Origin of the sequence: Aeromonas sp. 604176 (assembly GCF_049170755.1) — a bacterium.
GTDB classification, from domain to species: domain Bacteria; phylum Pseudomonadota; class Gammaproteobacteria; order Enterobacterales; family Aeromonadaceae; genus Aeromonas; species Aeromonas veronii_A.
Genome location: NZ_JAAKNE010000082.1, coordinates 1 through 20,005, shown reverse-complemented (window position 1 = coordinate 20,005; position 20,005 = coordinate 1). Strand labels below are relative to the sequence as shown.

General features: G+C 61.7%; 13 protein-coding genes and 2 pseudogenes. 9 read left to right on the top strand and 6 right to left on the bottom strand.

What is annotated here, in order from left to right; translation table 11 throughout:
• Nucleotides 1-369 (top strand): annotated as a pseudogene (locus G5358_RS14595) (HAAAP family serine/threonine permease); the annotation flags it as partial.
• Nucleotides 370-422: 53 nt separating this feature from the next.
• Here G5358_RS14595 and G5358_RS14590 read toward each other — a convergent pair.
• Nucleotides 423-1,463 (bottom strand): MBL fold metallo-hydrolase, encoded by a 1,041-nt coding sequence (locus G5358_RS14590; protein ID WP_421324328.1) that lies wholly within the window; start codon nucleotides 1,461-1,463, stop codon nucleotides 423-425.
• A 155-nt stretch (nucleotides 1,464-1,618) separates the two neighbouring features.
• Between G5358_RS14590 and G5358_RS14585 the strand changes: the two genes are divergently transcribed.
• From G5358_RS14585 to pdxY, 6 genes are all read left to right on the top strand, one after another.
• Nucleotides 1,619-2,518 (top strand): LysR family transcriptional regulator, encoded by a 900-nt coding sequence (locus G5358_RS14585; protein ID WP_421324327.1) that lies wholly within the window; start codon nucleotides 1,619-1,621, stop codon nucleotides 2,516-2,518.
• A gap of 101 nt (nucleotides 2,519-2,619) precedes the next feature.
• Nucleotides 2,620-3,900 (top strand): L-methionine/branched-chain amino acid transporter, encoded by a 1,281-nt coding sequence (gene yjeH / locus G5358_RS14580; protein ID WP_421324326.1) that lies wholly within the window; start codon nucleotides 2,620-2,622, stop codon nucleotides 3,898-3,900.
• Between the two features lie 390 nt (nucleotides 3,901-4,290).
• Nucleotides 4,291-5,844 carry a lysine decarboxylation/transport transcriptional activator CadC gene (gene cadC, locus G5358_RS14575; RefSeq protein WP_421324324.1) on the top strand — a complete coding sequence of 518 codons (1,554 nt, stop codon included), beginning with the start codon at nucleotides 4,291-4,293 and terminating at the stop codon, nucleotides 5,842-5,844.
• A gap of 753 nt (nucleotides 5,845-6,597) precedes the next feature.
• Nucleotides 6,598-7,932 (top strand): cadaverine/lysine antiporter, encoded by a 1,335-nt coding sequence (gene cadB, locus G5358_RS14570; RefSeq protein ID WP_005347861.1) that lies wholly within the window; start codon nucleotides 6,598-6,600, stop codon nucleotides 7,930-7,932.
• Nucleotides 7,933-8,009: 77 nt separating this feature from the next.
• On the top strand, nucleotides 8,010-10,142 hold the full coding sequence (locus G5358_RS14565; protein WP_005349824.1) for a lysine decarboxylase CadA: 2,133 nt from the start codon (nucleotides 8,010-8,012) through the stop codon (nucleotides 10,140-10,142).
• 92 nt (nucleotides 10,143-10,234) lie between these two features.
• Nucleotides 10,235-11,098, top strand: coding sequence for a pyridoxal kinase PdxY (pdxY, locus tag G5358_RS14560; protein WP_421324322.1), 864 nt, complete (start codon nucleotides 10,235-10,237; stop codon nucleotides 11,096-11,098).
• Between the two features lie 80 nt (nucleotides 11,099-11,178).
• Here pdxY and G5358_RS14555 read toward each other — a convergent pair whose 3' ends face one another.
• The gene (locus G5358_RS14555; RefSeq protein ID WP_005347855.1) at nucleotides 11,179-11,616 is read right to left on the bottom strand and encodes a PliI family lysozyme inhibitor of I-type lysozyme; all 438 of its coding nucleotides are present in this window, start codon (nucleotides 11,614-11,616) and stop codon (nucleotides 11,179-11,181) included.
• A gap of 120 nt (nucleotides 11,617-11,736) precedes the next feature.
• Nucleotides 11,737-13,770 (bottom strand): M13 family metallopeptidase, encoded by a 2,034-nt coding sequence (locus G5358_RS14550; RefSeq protein ID WP_216953077.1) that lies wholly within the window; start codon nucleotides 13,768-13,770, stop codon nucleotides 11,737-11,739.
• Between the two features lie 180 nt (nucleotides 13,771-13,950).
• Here G5358_RS14550 and tilS point away from each other — a divergent pair, with 180 nt between their 5' ends.
• On the top strand, nucleotides 13,951-15,309 hold the full coding sequence (tilS, locus tag G5358_RS14545; protein ID WP_216953078.1) for a tRNA lysidine(34) synthetase TilS: 1,359 nt from the start codon (nucleotides 13,951-13,953) through the stop codon (nucleotides 15,307-15,309).
• A gap of 89 nt (nucleotides 15,310-15,398) precedes the next feature.
• Here tilS and G5358_RS14540 read toward each other — a convergent pair whose 3' ends face one another.
• Nucleotides 15,399-16,301, bottom strand: a complete 903-nt coding sequence (locus G5358_RS14540; protein WP_421324320.1) for a GGDEF domain-containing protein — start codon at nucleotides 16,299-16,301, stop codon at nucleotides 15,399-15,401.
• Between the two features lie 118 nt (nucleotides 16,302-16,419).
• On the opposite strand from G5358_RS14540, the gene G5358_RS14535 reads away from it, so the two are divergent.
• Complete coding sequence (locus tag G5358_RS14535) at nucleotides 16,420-18,372, top strand: monovalent cation:proton antiporter family protein (protein WP_042055216.1); 1,953 nt, start codon at nucleotides 16,420-16,422, stop codon at nucleotides 18,370-18,372.
• 28 nt (nucleotides 18,373-18,400) lie between these two features.
• On the opposite strand, the gene G5358_RS14530 is transcribed toward G5358_RS14535, so the two are convergent.
• Nucleotides 18,401-19,546 carry a patatin-like phospholipase family protein gene (locus tag G5358_RS14530; protein WP_100654300.1) on the bottom strand — a complete coding sequence of 382 codons (1,146 nt, stop codon included), beginning with the start codon at nucleotides 19,544-19,546 and terminating at the stop codon, nucleotides 18,401-18,403.
• A gap of 111 nt (nucleotides 19,547-19,657) precedes the next feature.
• Nucleotides 19,658-20,005: pseudogene (locus G5358_RS14525) on the bottom strand (alpha/beta hydrolase); the annotation flags it as partial.

The window sequence follows — 20,005 nt, the reverse complement described above, 5'->3', positions numbered from 1 at the left end:
ATCGCCATGGTTGCCATCAGCAAATCCTTCCTGGGTCACTACCTGGGTGCGCAAGAGGGCATGAACGGCCTGATGGCCAAGGCGCTGCGCGAGAAGGGCAAGAACGTTGACACCAAGCAACTGAACAAAGTCACTGCCGTGTTCATGATCCTGACCACCTGGGCCATCGCCACCATCAACCCGAGCATCCTCGGCATGATTGAAGACCTGGGCGGCCCGATCATCGCAATGCTGCTGTTCCTGATGCCGATGTACGCCATCACCAAGGTTCCGGCCATGCGCAAATACGCTGGCAACATCAGCAACGGCTTCGTGACCATCATCGGCCTGATCGCCATGTCCGGTATCATCTACAAGCTGATTGCCTGATAACTCCGGTTACCAAGTTGAATGAAGAAGCCGCCTCGCAAGAGGCGGCTTTTTTATGGCCGGGATTCAGATTGGGCATTGTCGATATTTTCCGACTGCCAGAGGGCGTAGCCCTTGCCGGAGGCCGTGGTGGGCAGATCAATCTGCATCAGGTCATTGCCGATGACGAAGGGACCTGTGTAGCGGGCACGCAGATCCTGCGCCAGATCTTTGACCCTGATCTTGCCGTTGAGTCCGATGTGGCTGAACACGGTCAGGGCCGGTCTGGCTTCGTTCAGCACGCGGGCGGCCTGCTCGGGGGAGGCGAGGTGCCCGGCGATCGCCTTGTAGCCCGGGTTGGCCTTCATCTGCTCGGCCGAGGTCATGGAGACGCAGTGCACCAGCAGATCGGCTCCCTTGGCCTCTTTCACCACCTGCGGGCTGTAGCGGGTATCGCCGGAGAGCACCACGCTGTGGCCGTGGTAGTCGATGCGATAGCCAAACGACGGCTTGATGTTGACCCCGTGGTCGTTGTCAAAGGCGGTCACCTTGACCCCATCCCGGTCGTAGACCACCCCGGCAGTCACCTCGTGGCTGTTGATCTTCACCCCGTCCAGCGGCGTCCCCTCATCCTTGACCCGGGTGGCGATATCGGTGGCGTAGGCCTGCTGCAGGCCGTGAGCCAGGGCATCGGTGCCCTTGGGCCCGTAAAGCTCCATCGGTGCATGGCGCTGGCCATAGGCCGGTTGCAGCCAGCCGGTCAGCCAGAGATCCGCCAGCCCGTTGGTGTGATCCGAGTGGAAGTGGGTGAGGAAGAAGGCGTTGACCCGGCCGATGGGGATATGCAGTTGCCACAACCGGGTGGCGGAGTTGCGGCCAAAATCGAACACCAGCTTCTGGTTGCCCGCCTCGACCAGGGTGCTGTAGCCGCCGCGGCTGATCTGGGGCACCGGGGTGCCGGTGCCGAGCAGGCTGACCCGAAAGATATCGGGCCGGGCTTGAGTTGCTGAGGCAGGGGCATGATCGTGGTTGCTGATAAAGCTGCTCTCGGCAGCCTGACTGGCGCCGCTGGCCAGCAGACCGACCAGTAATGCGGCCAGATAGGTGCTTTTCATGGGAATTTATCCTGTGGGGAAGGGACGGCATCACTGTATTGGTAACTAAAAGTTGAATAAATTGGCTAAAATCCATTTCTTACTAAACTTTTGGTTGTGAATTGGGGCCCTGGTCGCGGGACAAACGGCCTTGAAACGGGCAAAAAGGAGGGGTTGTGGACCGATTGACCAGCATGCGAATCTTCACCCGGGGGGTGGCTCTCGGCTCCTACAGCGCGGTGGCGAGCGAAGAGGGGATCAGCGCCCAGATGGTGGGCAAGCATGTGCTGGGACTGGAGCAGTGGCTGGGGGGCAAGCTGTTTCACAAGACCACCCGCCAGCAGAGCCTCACCGAACTGGGCCAGCTGTTTCTCGCTCGCTGCCAGCGGGTGCTGGAGGAGCTGGCACTGACCGAGTCGCTCACCCAGAACCTGCTGGCCGAGCCGGCCGGACGGCTGCGCATCGCCGCTCCCCTCAGTTTTGGCCACCACCGGCTGGTGCCGCTGCTGCCCGCTTTTCTTGACCGCTACCCCAAGCTGGATCTGGATCTGCAGCTCACCCCGCGCTGGGTCGATCTGGTGGAGGAGGGATTCGATGCCGCCATCCGCACCCTGCGCCCGCAGGATGAGGCGCTGATCGCCCGTCCGTTGCTGACCCAGCACTACCGGCTCTGCGCGGCCCCCGACTACCTCAATCGCCACGGCGTACCCCGTCATCCGGCCGATCTCGCTCGCCACCAGTGCCTGCACGGCAACTGGGGGGAGCACGAGCGTTGGCAGTTTGTCGGGGAGGATGGCCAGAGCGAGGAGGTGCGGGTCGCCTCGCGCCTGCGCATCAATCACTGGCCAGCCTTATTGACGGCTGCGCTCTCGGGGGCTGGCATCACCTTGCAGCCAGCCGAACAGGTGCGTGAGCATATCGCTGCGGGGCGTCTGCTGCCGCTGCTTGGCCGCTATCAGAGCCCGGCCAAGACCCTCTACTTCATCTATCCGGCGGCGCGGCGGCAGGTGCTCAAGATCACCCTGCTGGGGGATTTTCTGGCCGAATCCCTGCAAGCTGGGCCCGAGCCTGAATAAAAGGCTGCATATTCTCGCAGCCGCGCTTAATCATCGTGCTTAACAAAGGGGCGGAGCAGGCCTAACATGGCGGGATGTTTTTCTAGTCGGGACAAAAGGATATGTCTGGGTTGAAAAAGGATCTCGGGCTCTGGCAGGGGATGGGGCTGCTCGCCACCTCGCTGCTCGGCACCGGGATCTTCGTGGTACCGGCGACTGCCGCCTCGCTGGCGGGGGGGGCCTCGCTCTGGGCCTGGTTGCTGCTGATTGCGCTGGTGCTGCCCATCGCCTTTACCTTCGCTCGCCTCGGCCGTCGCTATCCCCATGCGGGCGGCGCGCCGCACCTGATCGGCCTCGCTTTTGGCAACGGCGCCGAGCGCTTCTCCGCCTTCCTGTTTCTGGCTGTGCTGCCGGTGGGGCTGCCTGCCGCCCTGATGATTGCCGCCGGCTTCTGGCATGCCCTGTTCGAGATGGGGGAGTGGATCCTCTGGGCCATCCAGCTGCTGACCCTGCTCGGGGTCTTTCTGCTGGGGCTGCGCGGGGCGCGCTCCTCCGGCAATCTGCAACTGCTGATCGCGCTCGCCATTTTGGGGCTCACCCTGCTTATCTGGTTCAAGGGGGAGGTGAGCTGGCGCGATGCGGCCCGGCCGCTGCCGACAACGGACGAGTGGCCTGCCATGGCCACCGCGCTGGCGGTGATGTTCTGGTGTTTCGTCGGGCTGGAAGCCTTCGCCCATATGGGGGAGGAGTTCAAGCGGCCGGAGCGGGACTACCCCATTGCCCTGCTCGGCGGTGTGCTGCTGGCGGGGCTTATCTACTGGATCCACTCGCTGGTGGTGCTCAAATATGGCCTCTACGGCGATGAGGCGAAAAACGCCACCGCCATCCCCTCCCTGCTGGCGCTGTTGTTCGGCCCCACCGCCAAGTGGCTGGTGGCGGTGCTCGGCTACCTCTCCTGCTTTGCCAGCATCAATATCTACATTCAGGGCTTTGCCCGGCTGATCTGGAGCATGGCGCGGGAAGGCAAGTTGCCCCCCTCGCTGGCCGTACTCACCGCGCGCGGCGCGCCGCTGCGGGCACTCGGTCTGGTGCTCGCTATCTGTCTGCTCTGCATCACCCTGATCATCTGGCTGCGACTGCCGCTCGATGAGCTGATCCGCTACGCCAACGGCAACTTCGTGCTGGTCTACCTGCTCTGCATGGCGGCGGGCTGGCGTCTGCTTGGCGGTGTGGGCAAGGGGCTGGCGGGGGTGAGCGTGCTGCTCTGCGCCCTGGTGCTGGTGGCGCTCTCCTCTCAGGTGCTCTATGCGGTGGTGCTGAGTCTTGGCTACGGCGGCTTCTCGTTGTGGCGGCGTCATCTGCGCCGCAGTCGTCAGCAGGATGCGCTTCCGGTAGCGAAGTAACGTCTCCCCGATGGTCGAAGAAATGAGAAAGCCCTGATGTTCAGGGCTTTTTTGATTCAGATAGATGGGGTGTTCATATGAGCACTCATTGGCACGCTATTTGCTGAAAAATGCGGGGTCGGATCAACTCAACGGCGATTTATAGCCAAAAAAAGTGGGATCCAGCTCCCGTTTTGCTTAAAGTGCTTTTTTCCGATCCCGTTAGTCGGAATGCCCGCAAGGATGCCCTTCAGACGCTAGCAGGATGGCCTGGCCAGACTGGCTCACAGAGATTTTATTGCTTCGGTTCTCTTTCATCTGTCACCTCGTGACAGCATCCTGTTCCGTTCAGTCAGTCCGGGTTTTGCGTCTCTCTCATCGTGCATTGTCTCCATCTGCAGCGAGTGAATCATGAGCGAATCGGTTTTTGAGATCCACGACTGGACCCTGAGCGTTGACGACAACATGCTGTGTCGCCCCGACCGCGAGGTCTACCTCGAACCCAGACTGGTCAATCTGTTGCGGTTTCTGGCCCATAATGCCGGCACCGTGTTTGGCCGCGATGCCCTGATCAACGAGGTGTGGGATGGCGCCGAGGTGACCGATCAGGTGGTGACCCAGTCCATCTTCGAACTGCGCAAGATCCTCAAAGATGGTCGCACCGATGCGACCGACTATATCGTCACCGTACCCAAGCGCGGCTACAAGCTGGTGGCACCGGTGCGGCCGCTGCAGGTGGTATCCGTGGTGATGGCGGACGAGCAGCCCGCGCCCGCGGTCAATACCACTCTCTCCGACAACCCGACTCTATCCGATCTGAGCCCGCCCGCGGCTCTTCAGGATGATGATGCACAGCCCAATGTCGCCCCTTTTCCCGCCGGGCCCCTGACCCGCGCCATCTCTACCCATGCCAAGGATGCCCGCAGCCGCTGGAAGATGGTGAGTTTCGATATCTTCGTGGCCATCGTGCTGATCGCCATTGTCAGCATGCTCAGCTACCAGCACACCAGCCCCCAGGTACACTCCATGCTGGATCCCAATCTGCTGGTGTTCCGCTTTCACTCCGGCATGGATGACAACAACGAGAACGTGCGCCTCGCCGATGGCATTACCCGAGCCCTGATGGGGGAGGTGGCGGTGGCTACGCCGCTACGGGTGCAGTACGGCGCCACCACTCTGATGGGGGGCATCATGCCCGGCAAGGAGCTGAGTGTGCGGGTCACCCGCCAGCCCCGCGGCACCTATCTCGATCTGGAGTATCGCAATATCAATACCAACCGGGTGCTGTTCAGCCATCAGTACCAGCTCAGTCGCCACAGTGTGCACGGCGTGTTGCAGGCGAGCAGCCAGGATCTGCTGCGCGCCCTCGACCAACCCGATGCCGAGCCGGGGATGGGCTGGCCGACCGATGATGCCTCCCTGATGGCGATGATGGAGGCGCAGTACTACATCAACAGCCGGGATCCGGTCGCCCTCAAGCGCGGCATCGATCTGCTGGAGCAGGCGCTGATTGCCCATCCGGATCAGCCGCTGCTGCTGGCGGAGCGCTATCTGGCTGGAGAGGCGCTGGCCACTTTGGCGGGCAAATCCGAGAGCGAGCGACTGCAGGGGATTGGCACCCATCTCGCCAGCGTGGTGCAAAACAGCGGCGCCCTGCCAGCCCGGGTGTGGGAGGCGTTGACCCTGCAGGCGATCCTCAACGGCCAGCAACAGCAGGCCAACTATCTGCTGGAGAAGGCGGCGAGTCGCGGCCGATCGGTGCTCTACTACATACTGCAGGGCAAGCTGGCGGAGCTGGACGGTCGCCCCGAGGCGGCGGGGGATGCCTACAGTCAGGCCTTCCTGATGGAGGCGACCGAGCAGACCTATCTGCTCTGCCAGCAGCTCGGTTTCTACAGCAATATGGAGAGCCTCACCCCGGCTCTGTTCAATGCGTTGGGTCAGAGCAAGGTGAAGCTCTTCTAACACCACAGTGTTGGTTTCCCCCGGTCGGCGCCGGTTGCCGGCCCCATCCACAGGCTGCCTTCGGGCGGCCTGTGCTGTTTCTGCTTGTCTCAATCCTGCTTCTTTGCCACCGGGGATAGTCGCTCTGGCGCGGCCCGATTTATCCCCCGCAGCTCCCCACTATCCCCACTTGCCTTTGCCTTGCACGCGGCATTCGCGGCATTCGCGTTTGTTCGGCTTTACGCCGCGCGCAGCTTGTGACATCTGCTCATTGTTGGCGGCGGGATAAGCTGTCTGTCTCGACCCATTTCTCATTGCTTACCGGTTATCGCCGTTGCGCTTTACCTCTGAGTTTGGATTGTGATGAGCCGAGCGAAGGGCCGAACAGGAGGTGAGCGGCCTTCAGGGTGATGGTCAGCAGGGCGTTCGGATGGTTACAAGGGGAGTGGGCGCATTGGGAGCTGCTTTATCCCGGGTTTATCTGGCCAAAAATATCAAGACGGCGAGATAAGGGGGTTATCAAGGGGCAAAAACGGGTTGGCCGGATATCAAGGTTTTATCAAGACGGCTGTGTGATGTGATGTCAATTGACTGTTTTTAAATGGTTTTTATCAAAAGCGACGAGGCGGCGAAAAAAGTTGCCTCATATTTTTATCCGTTAGCTGGTCTTTATGTTTTCCGGGGATGAGAGGCCTAGTCTGTGCCCATTCTTTGGCGGGGCGTTCCGCCAAATGTGTATGTGACGACCCGACCTTTTATAGAACCGGAGATCTTATGTCCCTAGATACGAGCAAGAAGATTGGCCTTATCGCCTGTACAGGTGTGGTGGCCGGCAACATGATGGGGAGTGGCATCGCGCTGCTGCCTTCGGCACTGGCCACCATCGGCTCCATCTCTGTCTTTAGCTGGGCAATCTGTCTGGTAGGCGCCATGGGCCTCGCCTTCGTTTTCGCCCGCCTTGCTACCAAGAACCCGCAAGAGGGTGGCCCCATTGCTTACGCTGGCGAGATCTCTCCGGTGTTCGGTTTCCAGACCGGTGTGCTTTATTACCACGCCAACTGGATCGGTAACCTGGCCATCGCCATTACCGGCGTCTCCTACCTCTCGGTCTTCTTCCCCATTCTCAACAGCCCGATCCCGGCCGCCGCAGCCACCATCGCTGCCGTCTGGATCTTCACCTTCGTCAACCTGCTTGGCGGTAGCTGGGTGAGCCGACTCTGTACTCTGGGTCTGGTGCTGATCCTGCTGCCGGTTGTCGGTACTGCGGTGATGGGTTGGGGTCATTTTGATGCCACCGTATACAGCCAGAACTGGAACACCACCAGCGGCAGCGACCTGCATGCGGTCATCAGCGCCGTGCTGATCTGCCTCTGGTCCTTCGTCGGTGTTGAATCTGCCGCCGTCTCTTCCGGCATGGTGAAGAATCCGAAGCGTACCGTACCGCTCGCCACCATGCTGGGTACCGGTATCGCCGGTGTTATCTACATCCTCTCTACCCAGGTGATCAGCGGCATGTTCCCGGCCGGTGAAGTGGCTGCCTCCGGCGCCCCGTTTGCCATGGCCTCTTCCGCCATCTTCGGTAGCTGGTCTGCGCCGTTTGTTTCTGCCTTCACCGCTTTGGCCTGCTTCACCTCGCTCGGTTCCTGGATGATGCTGGTAGGCGAGGCGGGCAAGCGTGCCGCCAACGATGGCAACTTCCCGAAAATCTACGGCGAAGTGGACAAGAACGGCGTGGCCAAGAAGGGTCTGATCCTGGGCTCCCTGAAGATGACTGCCCTGATGGTTGGCCTGACCGCCTTCACCTCCCAGTCCGCTCACGCTGCCGATCTCTTCAACGTGCTGACCACAGATGCGGTGCTGCTGACCATGCTGCCCTACTTCTACTCCAGCATTAACCTGATCCGTTTTGAAGGCATGACCTCCCGCAGCATCGGCGCCATGATCTTCTCCGGTGTGGCCTGTGTCTTCTGTCTGGTAGCCCTGATGGGTGCCAAGGGTTCCAACCTCACCGCTACCTTCGTGGTGTCGCTCATCATCCTGATGTTCTACGCCAAAAAACAGGGTCTGCGTCAGCACGACGCCCTGCTGAACGAACAACCCAGCAACTAATTCCCCCTTTTATCTTCCGAGCGCTCTTCACTCACCATCCCTGATGGAGAGCGCCCCTTTACGTGTGGAGCATTACGATGAATATCATTGCCATCCTCAACCACCTGGGCGTTTTCTTTAAAGAAGAACCCATTCGCCAGCTGCAAGCCTCCCTCGAGCGCAAGGGTTTCGAGGTTGTTTATCCGGTCGATGTGGCCGACCTGCTGAAACTGATCGAGAAGAACCCCCGCGTTTGCGGCGCCATCTTCGACTGGGACAAATACTCTCTGGGCCTGTGCAAGGAGATCCACGATCGCAACGAGAAGCTGCCGATCTTCGCCTTCGCCAACGACCAGTCCACCCTGGACATTCACCTGACCGACCTGCGTCTGAACGTGCACTTCTTCGAGTACCGTCTCGGCATGGCTGACGACATCGCCCTCAAGATGGGTCAGGCCACTCAGGAGTATCAGGACGCCATCCTGCCGCCGTTCACCAAGGCGCTGTTCAAGTACGTGGAAGAGGGTAAATACACCTTCTGTACTCCGGGTCACATGGGCGGTACCGCCTTCCAGATGAGCCCGGCCGGCAGCATCTTCTATGACTTCTACGGCCCGAACGCGTTCAAGGCTGACGTCTCCATCTCCATGCCGGAGCTGGGCTCCCTGCTGGATCACTCAGGTCCGCACAAGGAAGCCGAAGAGTACATCGCACGTACCTTCAACGCCGATCGCTCCTATATCGTCACCAACGGCACCTCCACTGCCAACAAGATCGTCGGCATGTACTCAGCGCCGGCTGGCAGCACTGTGCTGGTTGACCGCAACTGCCACAAGTCGCTCACTCACCTGATGATGATGAACGACGTGACCCCGATCTACTTCCGTCCGACCCGTAACGCCTACGGCATTCTGGGCGGTATCCCGCAGAGCGAATTCAGCCGCGACACCATCGCTGCCAAAGTCGCTGCGACGCCGGGTGCCCAGGCTCCCCGTTACGCCGTCGTCACCAACTCCACCTATGATGGCCTGCTCTACAACACCGGCTTCATCAAGGAGAGTCTGGATACCCCTTACATCCACTTCGACAGTGCCTGGGTGCCTTACACCAACTTCAGCCCGATCTATGAAGGCAAGTGCGGCATGAGCGGTGAAGCGATGCCGGGCAAGGTGTTCTACGAAACCCAGTCCACCCACAAGCTGCTGGCGGCCTTCTCCCAGGCCTCGATGATCCACATCAAGGGTGACGTGGAGGAAGAGACCTTCAACGAAGCCTTCATGATGCACACCTCCACCTCGCCGCAGTACGGCATCGTGGCCTCTACCGAGATCTCTGCTGCCATGATGCGTGGCAACACCGGCAAGCGTCTGATCAAGGACTCCATCGATCGCGCCATCTCCTTCCGCAAAGAGATCAAGCGTCTGCGTGATCAGAGCGAAGGCTGGTTCTTCGACGTATGGCAGCCGGACAACATCGACACCGTCGAGTGCTGGAAGCTGGATCCGAAAGATGACTGGCATGGTTTCAAGGACATTGATGACAACCACATGTACCTGGATCCGATCAAGGTCACTCTGCTGACTCCGGGTATGGGTCGTGACGGCCAGCTGCTGGAGAAGGGCATCCCTGCCTCTCTGGTCTCCAAGTTCCTGGACGAGCGCGGCATCGTGGTCGAGAAGACCGGCCCCTACAACATGCTGTTCCTCTTCTCCATCGGTATCGATCAGTCCAAGGCGATGCAGCTGCTGCGCGCCCTGACCGAGTTCAAGCGTGGTTACGATCTGAACCTGACCATCAAGAGCATCCTGCCGAGCCTCTATCGTGAAGACCCGAGCTTCTACGAAGGGATGCGCATCCAGGAGCTGGCGCAGCGCATTCACGAGCTGACCAGCAAGTACCGTCTGCCGGAGCTGATGTTCAAGGCGTTCGACGTACTGCCGGAGATGAAGATGACTCCGCACGCTGCATGGCAGCAGGAGCTGGCCGGCAACGTGGTGGAAGTGCCGCTGCGTGACATGGTTGACCGCATCAGCGCCAACATGATCCTGCCGTACCCGCCGGGAGTTCCGCTGGTTCTGCCGGGCGAGATGGTGACCCAGGATTCCCTGCCGGTGCTCGAGTTCCTCGAGATGCTGTGCGAGATCGGTGCCCATTACCCGGGCTTCGAGACCGACATCCACGGCCTCTATCGTCAGGCCGATGGCAGCTACACCGTCAAGGTGCTGCGTTAATCGACAGTGACAACAGTCGAAAGTGACAACAACGGGCCGCAAGGCCCGTTTTTCCCTCCGGAATTTCTCTTTTCTTGCGTGAGTCGCCAACCATGAAGCGAGTGCTCTCCATTCAATCCCATGTGGTCTTTGGCTGTGCCGGCAACAGTGCCGCCGTCTTTCCCATGCGTCGCCTCGGCATCGAGGTGTGGCCGATGAATACGGTGCAGTTCTCCAACCACACCCAGTACAGTGAGGGGTGGCAGGGGATGGTGATGCCCGGCGGTCATATCCGTCAGCTGGTAAACGGCCTGGCGGAGATCGGTGTGCTGGCCGAGTGCGATGCGATCTTGAGCGGCTACCTCGGCTCGGCCGAACAGGGGGAGGAGATCCTGGCGGCGGTGGCCCGGCTCAAGGCGCTCAATCCGGCCGCCCTCTACTTTTGTGATCCCGTGATGGGTCACCCCGACAAGGGGTGCATAGTGGCACCCGGCGTCGCCGATTTTCTGAAACACCGGGCACTGGCCTGCGCCGATATGCTGGCCCCCAATCTGCTGGAGCTGGAACAGCTCACCGGCCGCGATATCCGCAATGTGCCGGAGGCCATCGAGGCGTGCCAGCAGCTGCGCGCGCAAGGGGGCAAGCTGGTGATGGTCAAGCATCTGGGCAAGGCCGGCTTTGCCATGGACCGCTTCGAAATGCTGCTGGTGTGTGAGGAGGGGACCTTTCACCTCTCCCGCCCGCTCTACCCGTTTGCCCGCCACCCCATCGGGGTGGGGGATCTGCTGAGCGCCACCATGCTGGCCCATCTGCTGGCCGGTTGTACCCCGGTAGCGGCGTTCGAACTTACCAACGCCAGCGTGGATGCGGTGCTGGCTCGTACCTGGTTGACGGGGGCCTACGAGCTGCAACTGGTGGCGGCCCAGCACGAAATGGCGTTGCCGCTGGTGCGTACCCGGGCCACTCGCCTTGAGTAGAAGCGTCGCCGATTCTGGATACAAAAAAGCCCTGCTGGTCAGGGCTTTTTCGATTTCTGAAGCACGGGGGCAGTCGCGCCTTAATCCTTGGGATCCTTGAGCGCCTCGATCACATCCTCCTTGGGCCCGAGTCCCTCGACATGGTTGAAGGTGTCGAGCCCCTCTTGCGCACTGATGGTAAAGGCGTCGGCGCTCAGGTAGCTGCCGCTGCCGGCGCTCTCCATGATGACCACCAGCTCGGGCTGCTTGTCACCGTTGAGATCCAGCAATTTCAGCTCCTTGATGGAGCCATCGCGCGGCAGCACCTTGCCGTCGATGAACTGATCCAGCGGGAACTGGGGATTGGCGCCGGAGTAGAGGCGCACGTCGTAGCTGCCGATGGAGGCGGGTTCACCGCGTCCTTCAGCCACCGTGATCACCTGACCGGAGGGGAGTGTCAGCTGTTTGAAGAAGCTCTCCGCTGCCTGGCCGGTCAAGGGCAGAGTGAGCAGACCGAGTGTCATCAGCAAGGTTTTCATAGGCGTTACCCTTGTTACTGCGGTGAGCGGCAGGGCCGTTCACTGACGTCAACGTATGGAGATGGGGCGGTGCCGACACATGGCATCCGCCCCTCTGTTATGCCTCACAAGAGGCGTGCATTACCAGATCTTCACCCGTTTCTGGGGCGGCAGATAGAGCTTGTCCCCCGGCTGGATGTTGAATGCCTCGTAGAAGGCGGGAATGTTCGGCACCACGCCGTTGACCCGGTACTCGGGCGGCGAGTGGGGGTCGGAGCGCAGCAGCATCTGCATCAGCTCGGGACGATACATCCCTTTCCACACCTGCGCCCAGCCGAGGAAGAAGCGCTGCTCGCCGGTGAAGCCGTCCAGCACCGGCGCCTCCTTGCCATCCAGTGACAGCTCGTAGGCCTTGTGGGCGATGGTGAGGCCGCCCAGATCGCCGATGTTCTCGCCCAGGGTGAACTGGCCGTTGACGAACTGACCGTTGATGGGCTCGAAGCGGTTGTACTGGGCCACCAGCCGGCTGGTGCGGAAGCGGAACTCCTTGAGATCCTGTGGCGTCCACCAGTCGCGCATCATGCCATCACCGTCGGATTTGGCCCCCTGATCATCAAAACCGTGGCCCATTTCGTGGCCGATCACCCCGCCGATGGCGCCGTAGTTGACTGCGTCATCCGCTGTCATGTCGAAGAAGGGGGGCTGCAAAATGGCCGCCGGGAAGACGATCTCGTTGTTGCTCGGGTTGTAGTAGGCGTTCACCGTCTGGGGCGACATGTGCCACTCGTCCCGATCGACCGGCTTGCCGAGGCGAGCCAGATTGTCGGCATACTCGAAGGCTTGCGAGCGCTGCAGGTTGCCTACCAGATCGTCCGGTTTGATGGCGATGGCGCTGTAATCCTTCCACTTGTCCGGATAGCCGATCTTGGGTCGGAACTTGGCCAGCTTCTCGAGCGCCTGGGTTTTGGTCTGTGGCGACATCCAGTCGAGCTCCTTGATGCTCTGGCCGTAGGCGGTGCGCAGGTTCTCCACCAGCTGCTCCATCCGCTCCTTGGCCGCTGGCGGGAAGTAGCGAGCCACATAGAGCTGGCCGACCGCTTCACCCAGATGATCGTTCAACACCCCCAGCGCCCGCTCCCAGCTGGCGCGCTGCTTGGGCGTGCCGCTCAATGTGGTGCCGTAGAAGGCAAAGTTGGCCCGGTCGGTCTCGCTATCGAGATAGGGTGCGTAGTCGGTCAGCAGTTGCCACTTGAGGTAGGCCTGCCAGTCGGCGATGGGGGTCTGGGCCATCACCTGATCCAGCGCGCTCAGATAGGTCGGCTGACCGATGATGAGCTCCGGCTGGCCAGCAATGCCCGCGGCATTGAGATAAGCCTGCCAGTCGAGATGAGGGGCGAGCCGTGCCAGTTCACTGGCGGGGCGCTTGTTGTAGTTCTTCTCCCGATCCCGCAGGGCGACGTTGTCCCACTGGATGGTGGCGAGCCGGGTTTCGAGGGCCAGAATCCGTTTGGCCTTGCCGCTCGGGTCAGACTCACCGAGGCGGCTCAGCATGGCGGCGATATGCTGCTGGTACTTCTGGCGCAGGGCCTGACTCTCGGTATCCTGCTTGAGGTAGTAGTCCCGATCCGGCAGCCCCAGTCCACCTTGATAGAGGTAGACCGCATAGCGGTCGGGGGACTTGGCATCGGCGTCGATCCAGATGCCAAACGGCGCGCCGCCGCCCATGCGGCCACTTTGGGCAAAGGCGCGGGCCAGTGCTGCCTGATCACCGATCCGGTCGATATCGGCCAGCGCCGGTGCCAGCGGGGTGAGCCCCTTGGCGTCACGGCCTGCCTGATCCAGATAGCTGGCGTAGAGATCGCGGATCTGCTGGGTCGGCGTGCCGGTGGCAGCCTCCTGCTTGGCCAGCCCCTCGACCAGCACCCGCACATCGGCGAGGGATTTGTCCCGCAGCATGTAGAAGGCGCCATCGGCGGGGCGATCGTCGGGGATCTTGGCGGTGGCGAGCCACTTGCCATTGACGTAACGGAAGAAGTCATCGCCGGGTTTGACCTGGGTGTCCATATTGGCCAGCGCCAGCCCGGAGTGTTTGGGGGAGTCTTGCGGTACCTGACTGCAGCCAGCCAGCAGGGCCAGTCCAATCAGGCCGGCCAGTAAGCTTTTCTTATTGTTCATCTTGTTTGATTCCAATTCGGATTGTTTGCTTCCCTGCCCATCTTCCTTGCTCCAACCGGTTATACGACCGCCTTGCGGCCAGCCTGGTGGAGAGGGCGGGCGAGCCTCACTCTAGCAGCAGGGTTGCAGCTTGATAAGCCCGACTCTGCTAAGATCGGCCGGTCCGTTTTGGGGAAGCCTATGATTTCTCATCTTTATTCTCGCTTTTGTCTGACTATGCCAGCGCCGGAAGGTTCCACCAGTCTGCTGGTGGCTTTCAGTGGCGGCCTCGACTCCACCCTGCTGCTGGTGCTGGCGGCGCAGTATGCCTGCGAGCACAGCCTGCCACTTCGCGCCCTGCACGTGCACCACGGCCTCAGTCCCCATGCCGATGAGTGGGTCGCTCATTGTGAAGCCGTGTGTCAGCAATTGGCGGTGGAGCTGCTGGTCGAGCGAGTGACTCTGGCCCGTGGCAATGGCGAGAGTCTGGAGGCGCAGGCGCGCACCGCCCGTTACCAGCGGCTGACTGCCCGGATGCGGGAGGGGGAGTGGCTGCTCACCGCCCACCATCAGGACGATCAGCTGGAAACCCTGCTGCTGGCCCTCAAGCGCGGCGCCGGTCTGCGCGGGCTGGCGGGGATCTTGCCAAGCCAGCCCTTTGCCGGCGGCCTGTTGCTGCGCCCGCTGCTCGATATGAGTCGCGCCGAGCTGGGAGAGGCGGCGGCGAGCCTCCCCTTTGGCTGGGTGGAGGATGAGAGCAATCTGGACGTGAGTTATGACCGCAACTTTTTGCGCCAGACGCTTATCCCCCAGCTCAAGGCGCGCTGGCCCGCCATGGCCCAGACCGCAGCGCGCAGCATGGCCCTGTGCGCCGAGCAGGAGGCGCTGCTGGATGAGCTGGCCGAGAGTGACTGGCAGCTGGCGGGCGAGGGGGAGGCGCTCCATATCGGTCCGCTGCACGCCCTTTCACCCACCCGGCGCAACAATCTGCTGCGCTACTGGATCCGCCGGCAGGGGGGCGAGATGCCATCCCGTGAGCAGCTTGCCCGGCTGTGGCAGGAGGTAGCGCTGGCGCGCGGCGATGCCAATCCCCAGCTCAACTGGGGGCGCCAGAGCTGTCGCCGTTATCAGGAGCGGCTCTATCTGGTGAGCCCTGACCTGCAACCCTGTCATCAGGTATTGCCGCTGACCGTGGGTGAGCCGCTGACCCTGCCGGACGGGTTGGGCGAGCTGGTGGTGCGCATGGCGGAGCACGGCGAGGGGCTGCTGCGTGCCCCCCGAGCGGATGAGCCGCTCTCGGTGCGTTTTCAGGTGGCGCCCGGGATCCCCCTCAAACCGGTGGGGCGAAGCGGCAGTCGGCGGATGAAGAAGCTGCTGCAGGAGTATGGCGTGCCTTCGTGGCAGCGGGGGCGCATCCCCATCCTTTACTATGGCGAGCAGGTGGCGGCGGTGGTGGGGCTCTTTGTCTGCGACGGCTTTATGGCTGAGGGAACTGGTCTGGTCTGCCACTGGCAGGGAAGCGGTACAGCCCCGGTTCTGCCCGAGCAGGATCTTGCTTGAGGTGATCTCGGTGTAAGGGGGAGTTAGCCCAAAAAAAAGAAGCTCCGGTCACATGGCGTGCATGTGCCGGAGCAAAGAAGAGTTCGGGATTATTCGATAAGGCCGGCTGAGCCGGCTTTTTTGCGAGCATAGAGGTGGTTGTCGGCCGCCTCGTAGAGGCTCGGCACATCGACCCCGGATTGCCAGCTGGCGGCGCCAAGGCTGCATCCGACCGAGAAGGTGCTGAGCTCCTTGTTGGTCATCAACATATGCTGCAGTCGCAGCCAGACCGGGCGCCACGCCTCGGGTTCGGCCGGTTGCAGCAGCAGGGCAAATTCATCTCCCCCGAGCCGGAAGGCTTGATCCGTGCTGCGGATGCACCCCTTGAGCAGCTGGGCGAAGCGGCTAAGCACCAGATCCCCCACTGGATGACCCCAAGTGTCATTGATCTGCTTGAAGCGATCGAGATCCAGCAGCACCAGCACCAGTCCGTGGGGCTCGCGGCTATGCTGCTCGATGGCGCGGCCGATGGCTTCGTCAAAGTAGGAGCGGTTGCCAAGGCCGGTCAGGTGATCGAGCCGGACCAGCTGATCCAGTTTTTCCAGCCGCAGATAGAGGGGCAGCAGCAGGCAGAGCAGCTGATGGTATTGCATCAGTACCCGTTGCGGGCTGCCGCTCAGCGGGTGTTCCAGCTCGTAGTGGAGCTGGCCGAGCAGCTGGCCATGCTGACCGCGCAGCTCGAACGGATAGTTGTGCAGGTTGAGGGTGGCCAGCGGCGGGTGCTGGATCAGCACATGGGGCTGGCCACAATCGAGGTAGAGACCGTGGATCCTGACAATTCTTGCCGCACGATCGGCAAAAGTTGTCAGCAGACCGCCGAGATCGCTCTGCCCCAACAACTGCTCGAGCAACTGGTTGCGTTCAACGCTGGGCAACGGCGTGAGCCGCTCCATCTGGCGAACCCACTGCTCGATGCCATGGCTAAAGCCATTAAGTGACGACGTATTTTCCATGGTCTTCCACCTGTAACACCTGACTACTGTCTCCTCCCTGCAATTGGCATGCCCAATATATCTTTCCTGCCCGCCAGATCGGCTGACTAAGCTTAAGTCGATAAAAGGAGAGGGAAATTTGTACACCGACCTGTTGATCCTGCTGTTCGCCGCCGTGCTGCTGGTGGCAACTTTCCGGCGCCTCGGCTTGCCGGTGATCCTCGCCTACCTGATTGCCGGCGTCTTGCTCGGCCCCCACGGGCTGGCGGTGATCACCGGTCAGTCGATCATGCAGACCATTGCCGAGCTGGGGATCGTCTTTTTGATGTTCTCGCTGGGGCTGGAGTTCTCCCTGCCGAAACTACTGGCGATGCGCCGGTTGGTGCTGGGGGTCGGGATGTTGCAGGTGCTGCTCACGTCACTGCTCTTTTTCGCCATCGGCTGGTGGTGGGGGCTGGGTCTGGCCCAGTCGCTGGTGGTGGCGGGAACGTTGGCACTCTCCTCGACGGCTGTGGTGATCAAGCAGCTCGGCGAGCAGAAACAGCTCCATACCCGCCGCGCCCAGCTGGGGGTGAGCGTGCTGCTGTTTCAGGATCTGGCGGTTGTGCCCCTGCTGGTGATGATCCCGATCCTCGCCCAGCCGGAAGTGCAGGGGAGCGCCCTGGCCGCCGAGATCGCCTGGGCCACCCTCAAGGGGCTGTTTGCTCTCTTCACTCTGCTGGCGGTGGGCAAGTGGTTGCTGCCGCTGCTGTTTCACGAGGTGGCGCGAGCCCGCTCCGACGAGTTGTTCGTGCTGAGTGCCCTGCTGGTGGCGCTGCTGGCCGCCTACATGACCCATTCGCTGGGGCTGTCGATGGCGCTGGGGGCGTTTCTGGCGGGGATGATGCTGGGGGAGTCCCACTACCGTCATCAGCTTGAGGTAGACATCAAGCCCTTTCGCGATGTGCTGATGGGGCTCTTCTTTATCACCATCGGCATGGCCATGGAGTGGGAGCTGGTGGCGCGGGCTTGGTGGCAGGTGCTGATCTGCGTGGTGCTGCTGGTGCTGTGCAAATCCCTGCTGGTGCTGCTGGCCGGGCGGCTGATGGGGGAGCGAAAGCGCGACAGCATGGCCGCTGGCATCATGCTGAGTCAGGTGGGGGAGTTCGGCTTTGTGCTGCTGGCGCTGGCACTGCACCACGGCCTGCTGGATCAGCAACTGGTCTCCCTGCTGATCGGCATCGGCATCATCTCCATCGCCATGACTCCCTGGCTGGTGACCCAGGCCCATTCGCTGGCTCGCAGCCTCACCGATCCTGCGTTGCTGACCCGCTCCGAGGTGGCACAGTCGGGCCTGAGCAAAAACCAGCACGTCATCATCGCCGGCTTTGGCCGGGCGGGGCAGACCTGTGCCCGCTTTCTCAAGATCGAGGAGATCCCCTTTCTGGCCCTCGATCTTGACCCAGAGCGGGTGAGCGAGGCCAAGCTGGCGGGGGAGCAGGTGGCCTTCGGCGACGCCAGCCGCCGCGATATTCTGCTGGCCGCCGGGTTGTTGCGGGCACGGCTGGTGATCATCACCTTTGATGATCGCAAGCGGGTGGAGGCGATGCTGGCACTGATCCGCGAACTGGCGGGGGAGCTCAAGGTGCTGGTGCGTACCCGGGATGACAGTTTTCTGGAGCAGTACAAGCAGGCGGGGGCGTTTGAGGTGATCCCTGAATCCCAAGAGGGGGCCCTGATGCTGGTCTCCCACCTGCTGCTCAATTGCGATATCCCTATCGGTCGGGTGATCCGCCGGATGGAGCTGGAGCGCAGCAGTCAGTATCGCTTCCTGCACGGCTTCTACTGGGGGGATCAGAGCGCCAGCAATCTGGAGGCGGATCAGCTGCTCGAACGCCTCCATCCACTGTTGCTGCACGATCAAGCGTGGGCGGTAGGCCGTGAAGTGCGCGAGCTGCCGCTCGATGAGGTGCGGATCAAGGAGGTGCAGCGCGGCGATCAGAGTCTGGAGCCCAGACCCGAGCTGGTGCTGGCGGCCGGTGACCGACTGATCCTGTTTGGTACCGTGGTGGCGATGGAGCAGGCGGAGCAGCGTTTGCTGGAGGGGCGCTGAGTCCCCTTGCTCTCATCGGCAGCCCCCTTTACTCCCGCTCTTTTGGCAGCCCTTCGATATCGAGGAAGGCGGTGACCCGCTCCCGCTCCCTCAGAGTGTCCTGATAGCCCAGCTTGATCAGCTGTTGGCAATAACCCGGATAGAACATCAGAAAGCTGGCCAGACTGCTGGTCTCATCCCCCTTCACGCCCAACACCCGCAACAGCCGGCGCAACTTTAGCGGCAGTTTGCGCAGGTAGGCCAGTGCGATGGTGTCGAGATCCTGACTCGGTTTCAGCACGCAGGTCTCCACTCGTTTCAGCTTGAGGCGATTACGCTCCCGCTCAGGGATCAGATCCAGAGTCTGGTTGATGCGCCACAGCCGCTCCAGATCGGAGTTGAGGGTGTCGGTAAAGACGGTATCGAGCAGATGGCTGGCGATATTGGAGCTGGTGAGATGACCGTGATGATGGGTCGGCGCCGAGTGCGCTGGCGGATCCAGGGTGATCAGCAGGATCCGCTCCGCCCCCAGATGGATGGCGGGGCTGAGCGGGCTCAGCTGGTGGATGGATCCGTCGCCGTAGAACTTCTCTCCGATCCGGGTGGCTGGAAAGACAAAGGGGAGCGCCGAGGAGGCGAGCAGATGCTCAGATGTAAGCACGGTGCGCACCCCGCGACGTCTGGCCCGCTCCCAAGGATGGTGGTCAGCCCGCCCCTGAAAGAAGGTGGTGGAGAGACCGTCGTCGTAATCCGACGCCGTGATGGCCAGCGCCTCCAGACTGCCGTAGAGGATGTTGTCATCGATGCGGTGATAGTCGATGAGCTGATCCAGCAGGCGGTGCAGCGGCGCGTTGTCAAAGAGGTGAAAGGCGTGGTTGGTGTGGGGATTGATCAGCCCTGCCGACCCCTCGTACATCAGCCGCCACAGCAGTCGGCCGGGGTGAAAATCGAAGATGTGGTGAGTCTCGAAACGGCGCCAGACCCACTCCAGCTTGCGCACCCCCAGATGGAAGCAGGAGGCGTAGCAGGCCAGCGCGGTGACATTGATGGCCCCCGCCGAGGTGCCACACAGGATGGGAAAAGGGATGCCGAGATTGCGCGGGTAGAGCTCCGCAATCGCCTTGAGAGCGCCGACCTGATAGGCGGCGCGAGCACCGCCACCGGTGAGCAACAACGCTGTATTGGGTCTGGCCATATGCTGGCGCCTTATCGTGTTCTGACAAGAATGTTCCCACTGACAAGTTAACTATAAGGCGCTGTATCAAATATAAAAACGGGCGCTCGCCCGTTTTTTCATGGCCCCATGTCAAAGGGCGCGGTGAGGATTTTCCGGCCGCGCCAGCTGATCGAAGGCGGCGAATACCGGGGCGCTGGCGAGGATGCGACCGTGGCCCAGACCCCGGGTGCTCACCAGCCGGGTATGACCATCCTGACTGGCCCTCAAGGAATCGCCGTGCGGGGCAAATCTGTCCTCCTCGTCGTGCACGATTATCGCCGCGCCGCTGCGACTGGCGAGGCGACCCAGTGGATCGACCGTGCTCAAGGGGTGCTGGTACTCCTGCTCAATCTCCTTGACCACCGCATCGAACAGCCGGATGGAGTAGCCGGAGCGTGCCACCATACCGTAGAGCTGGGGCACATAGTCGAGCACCGG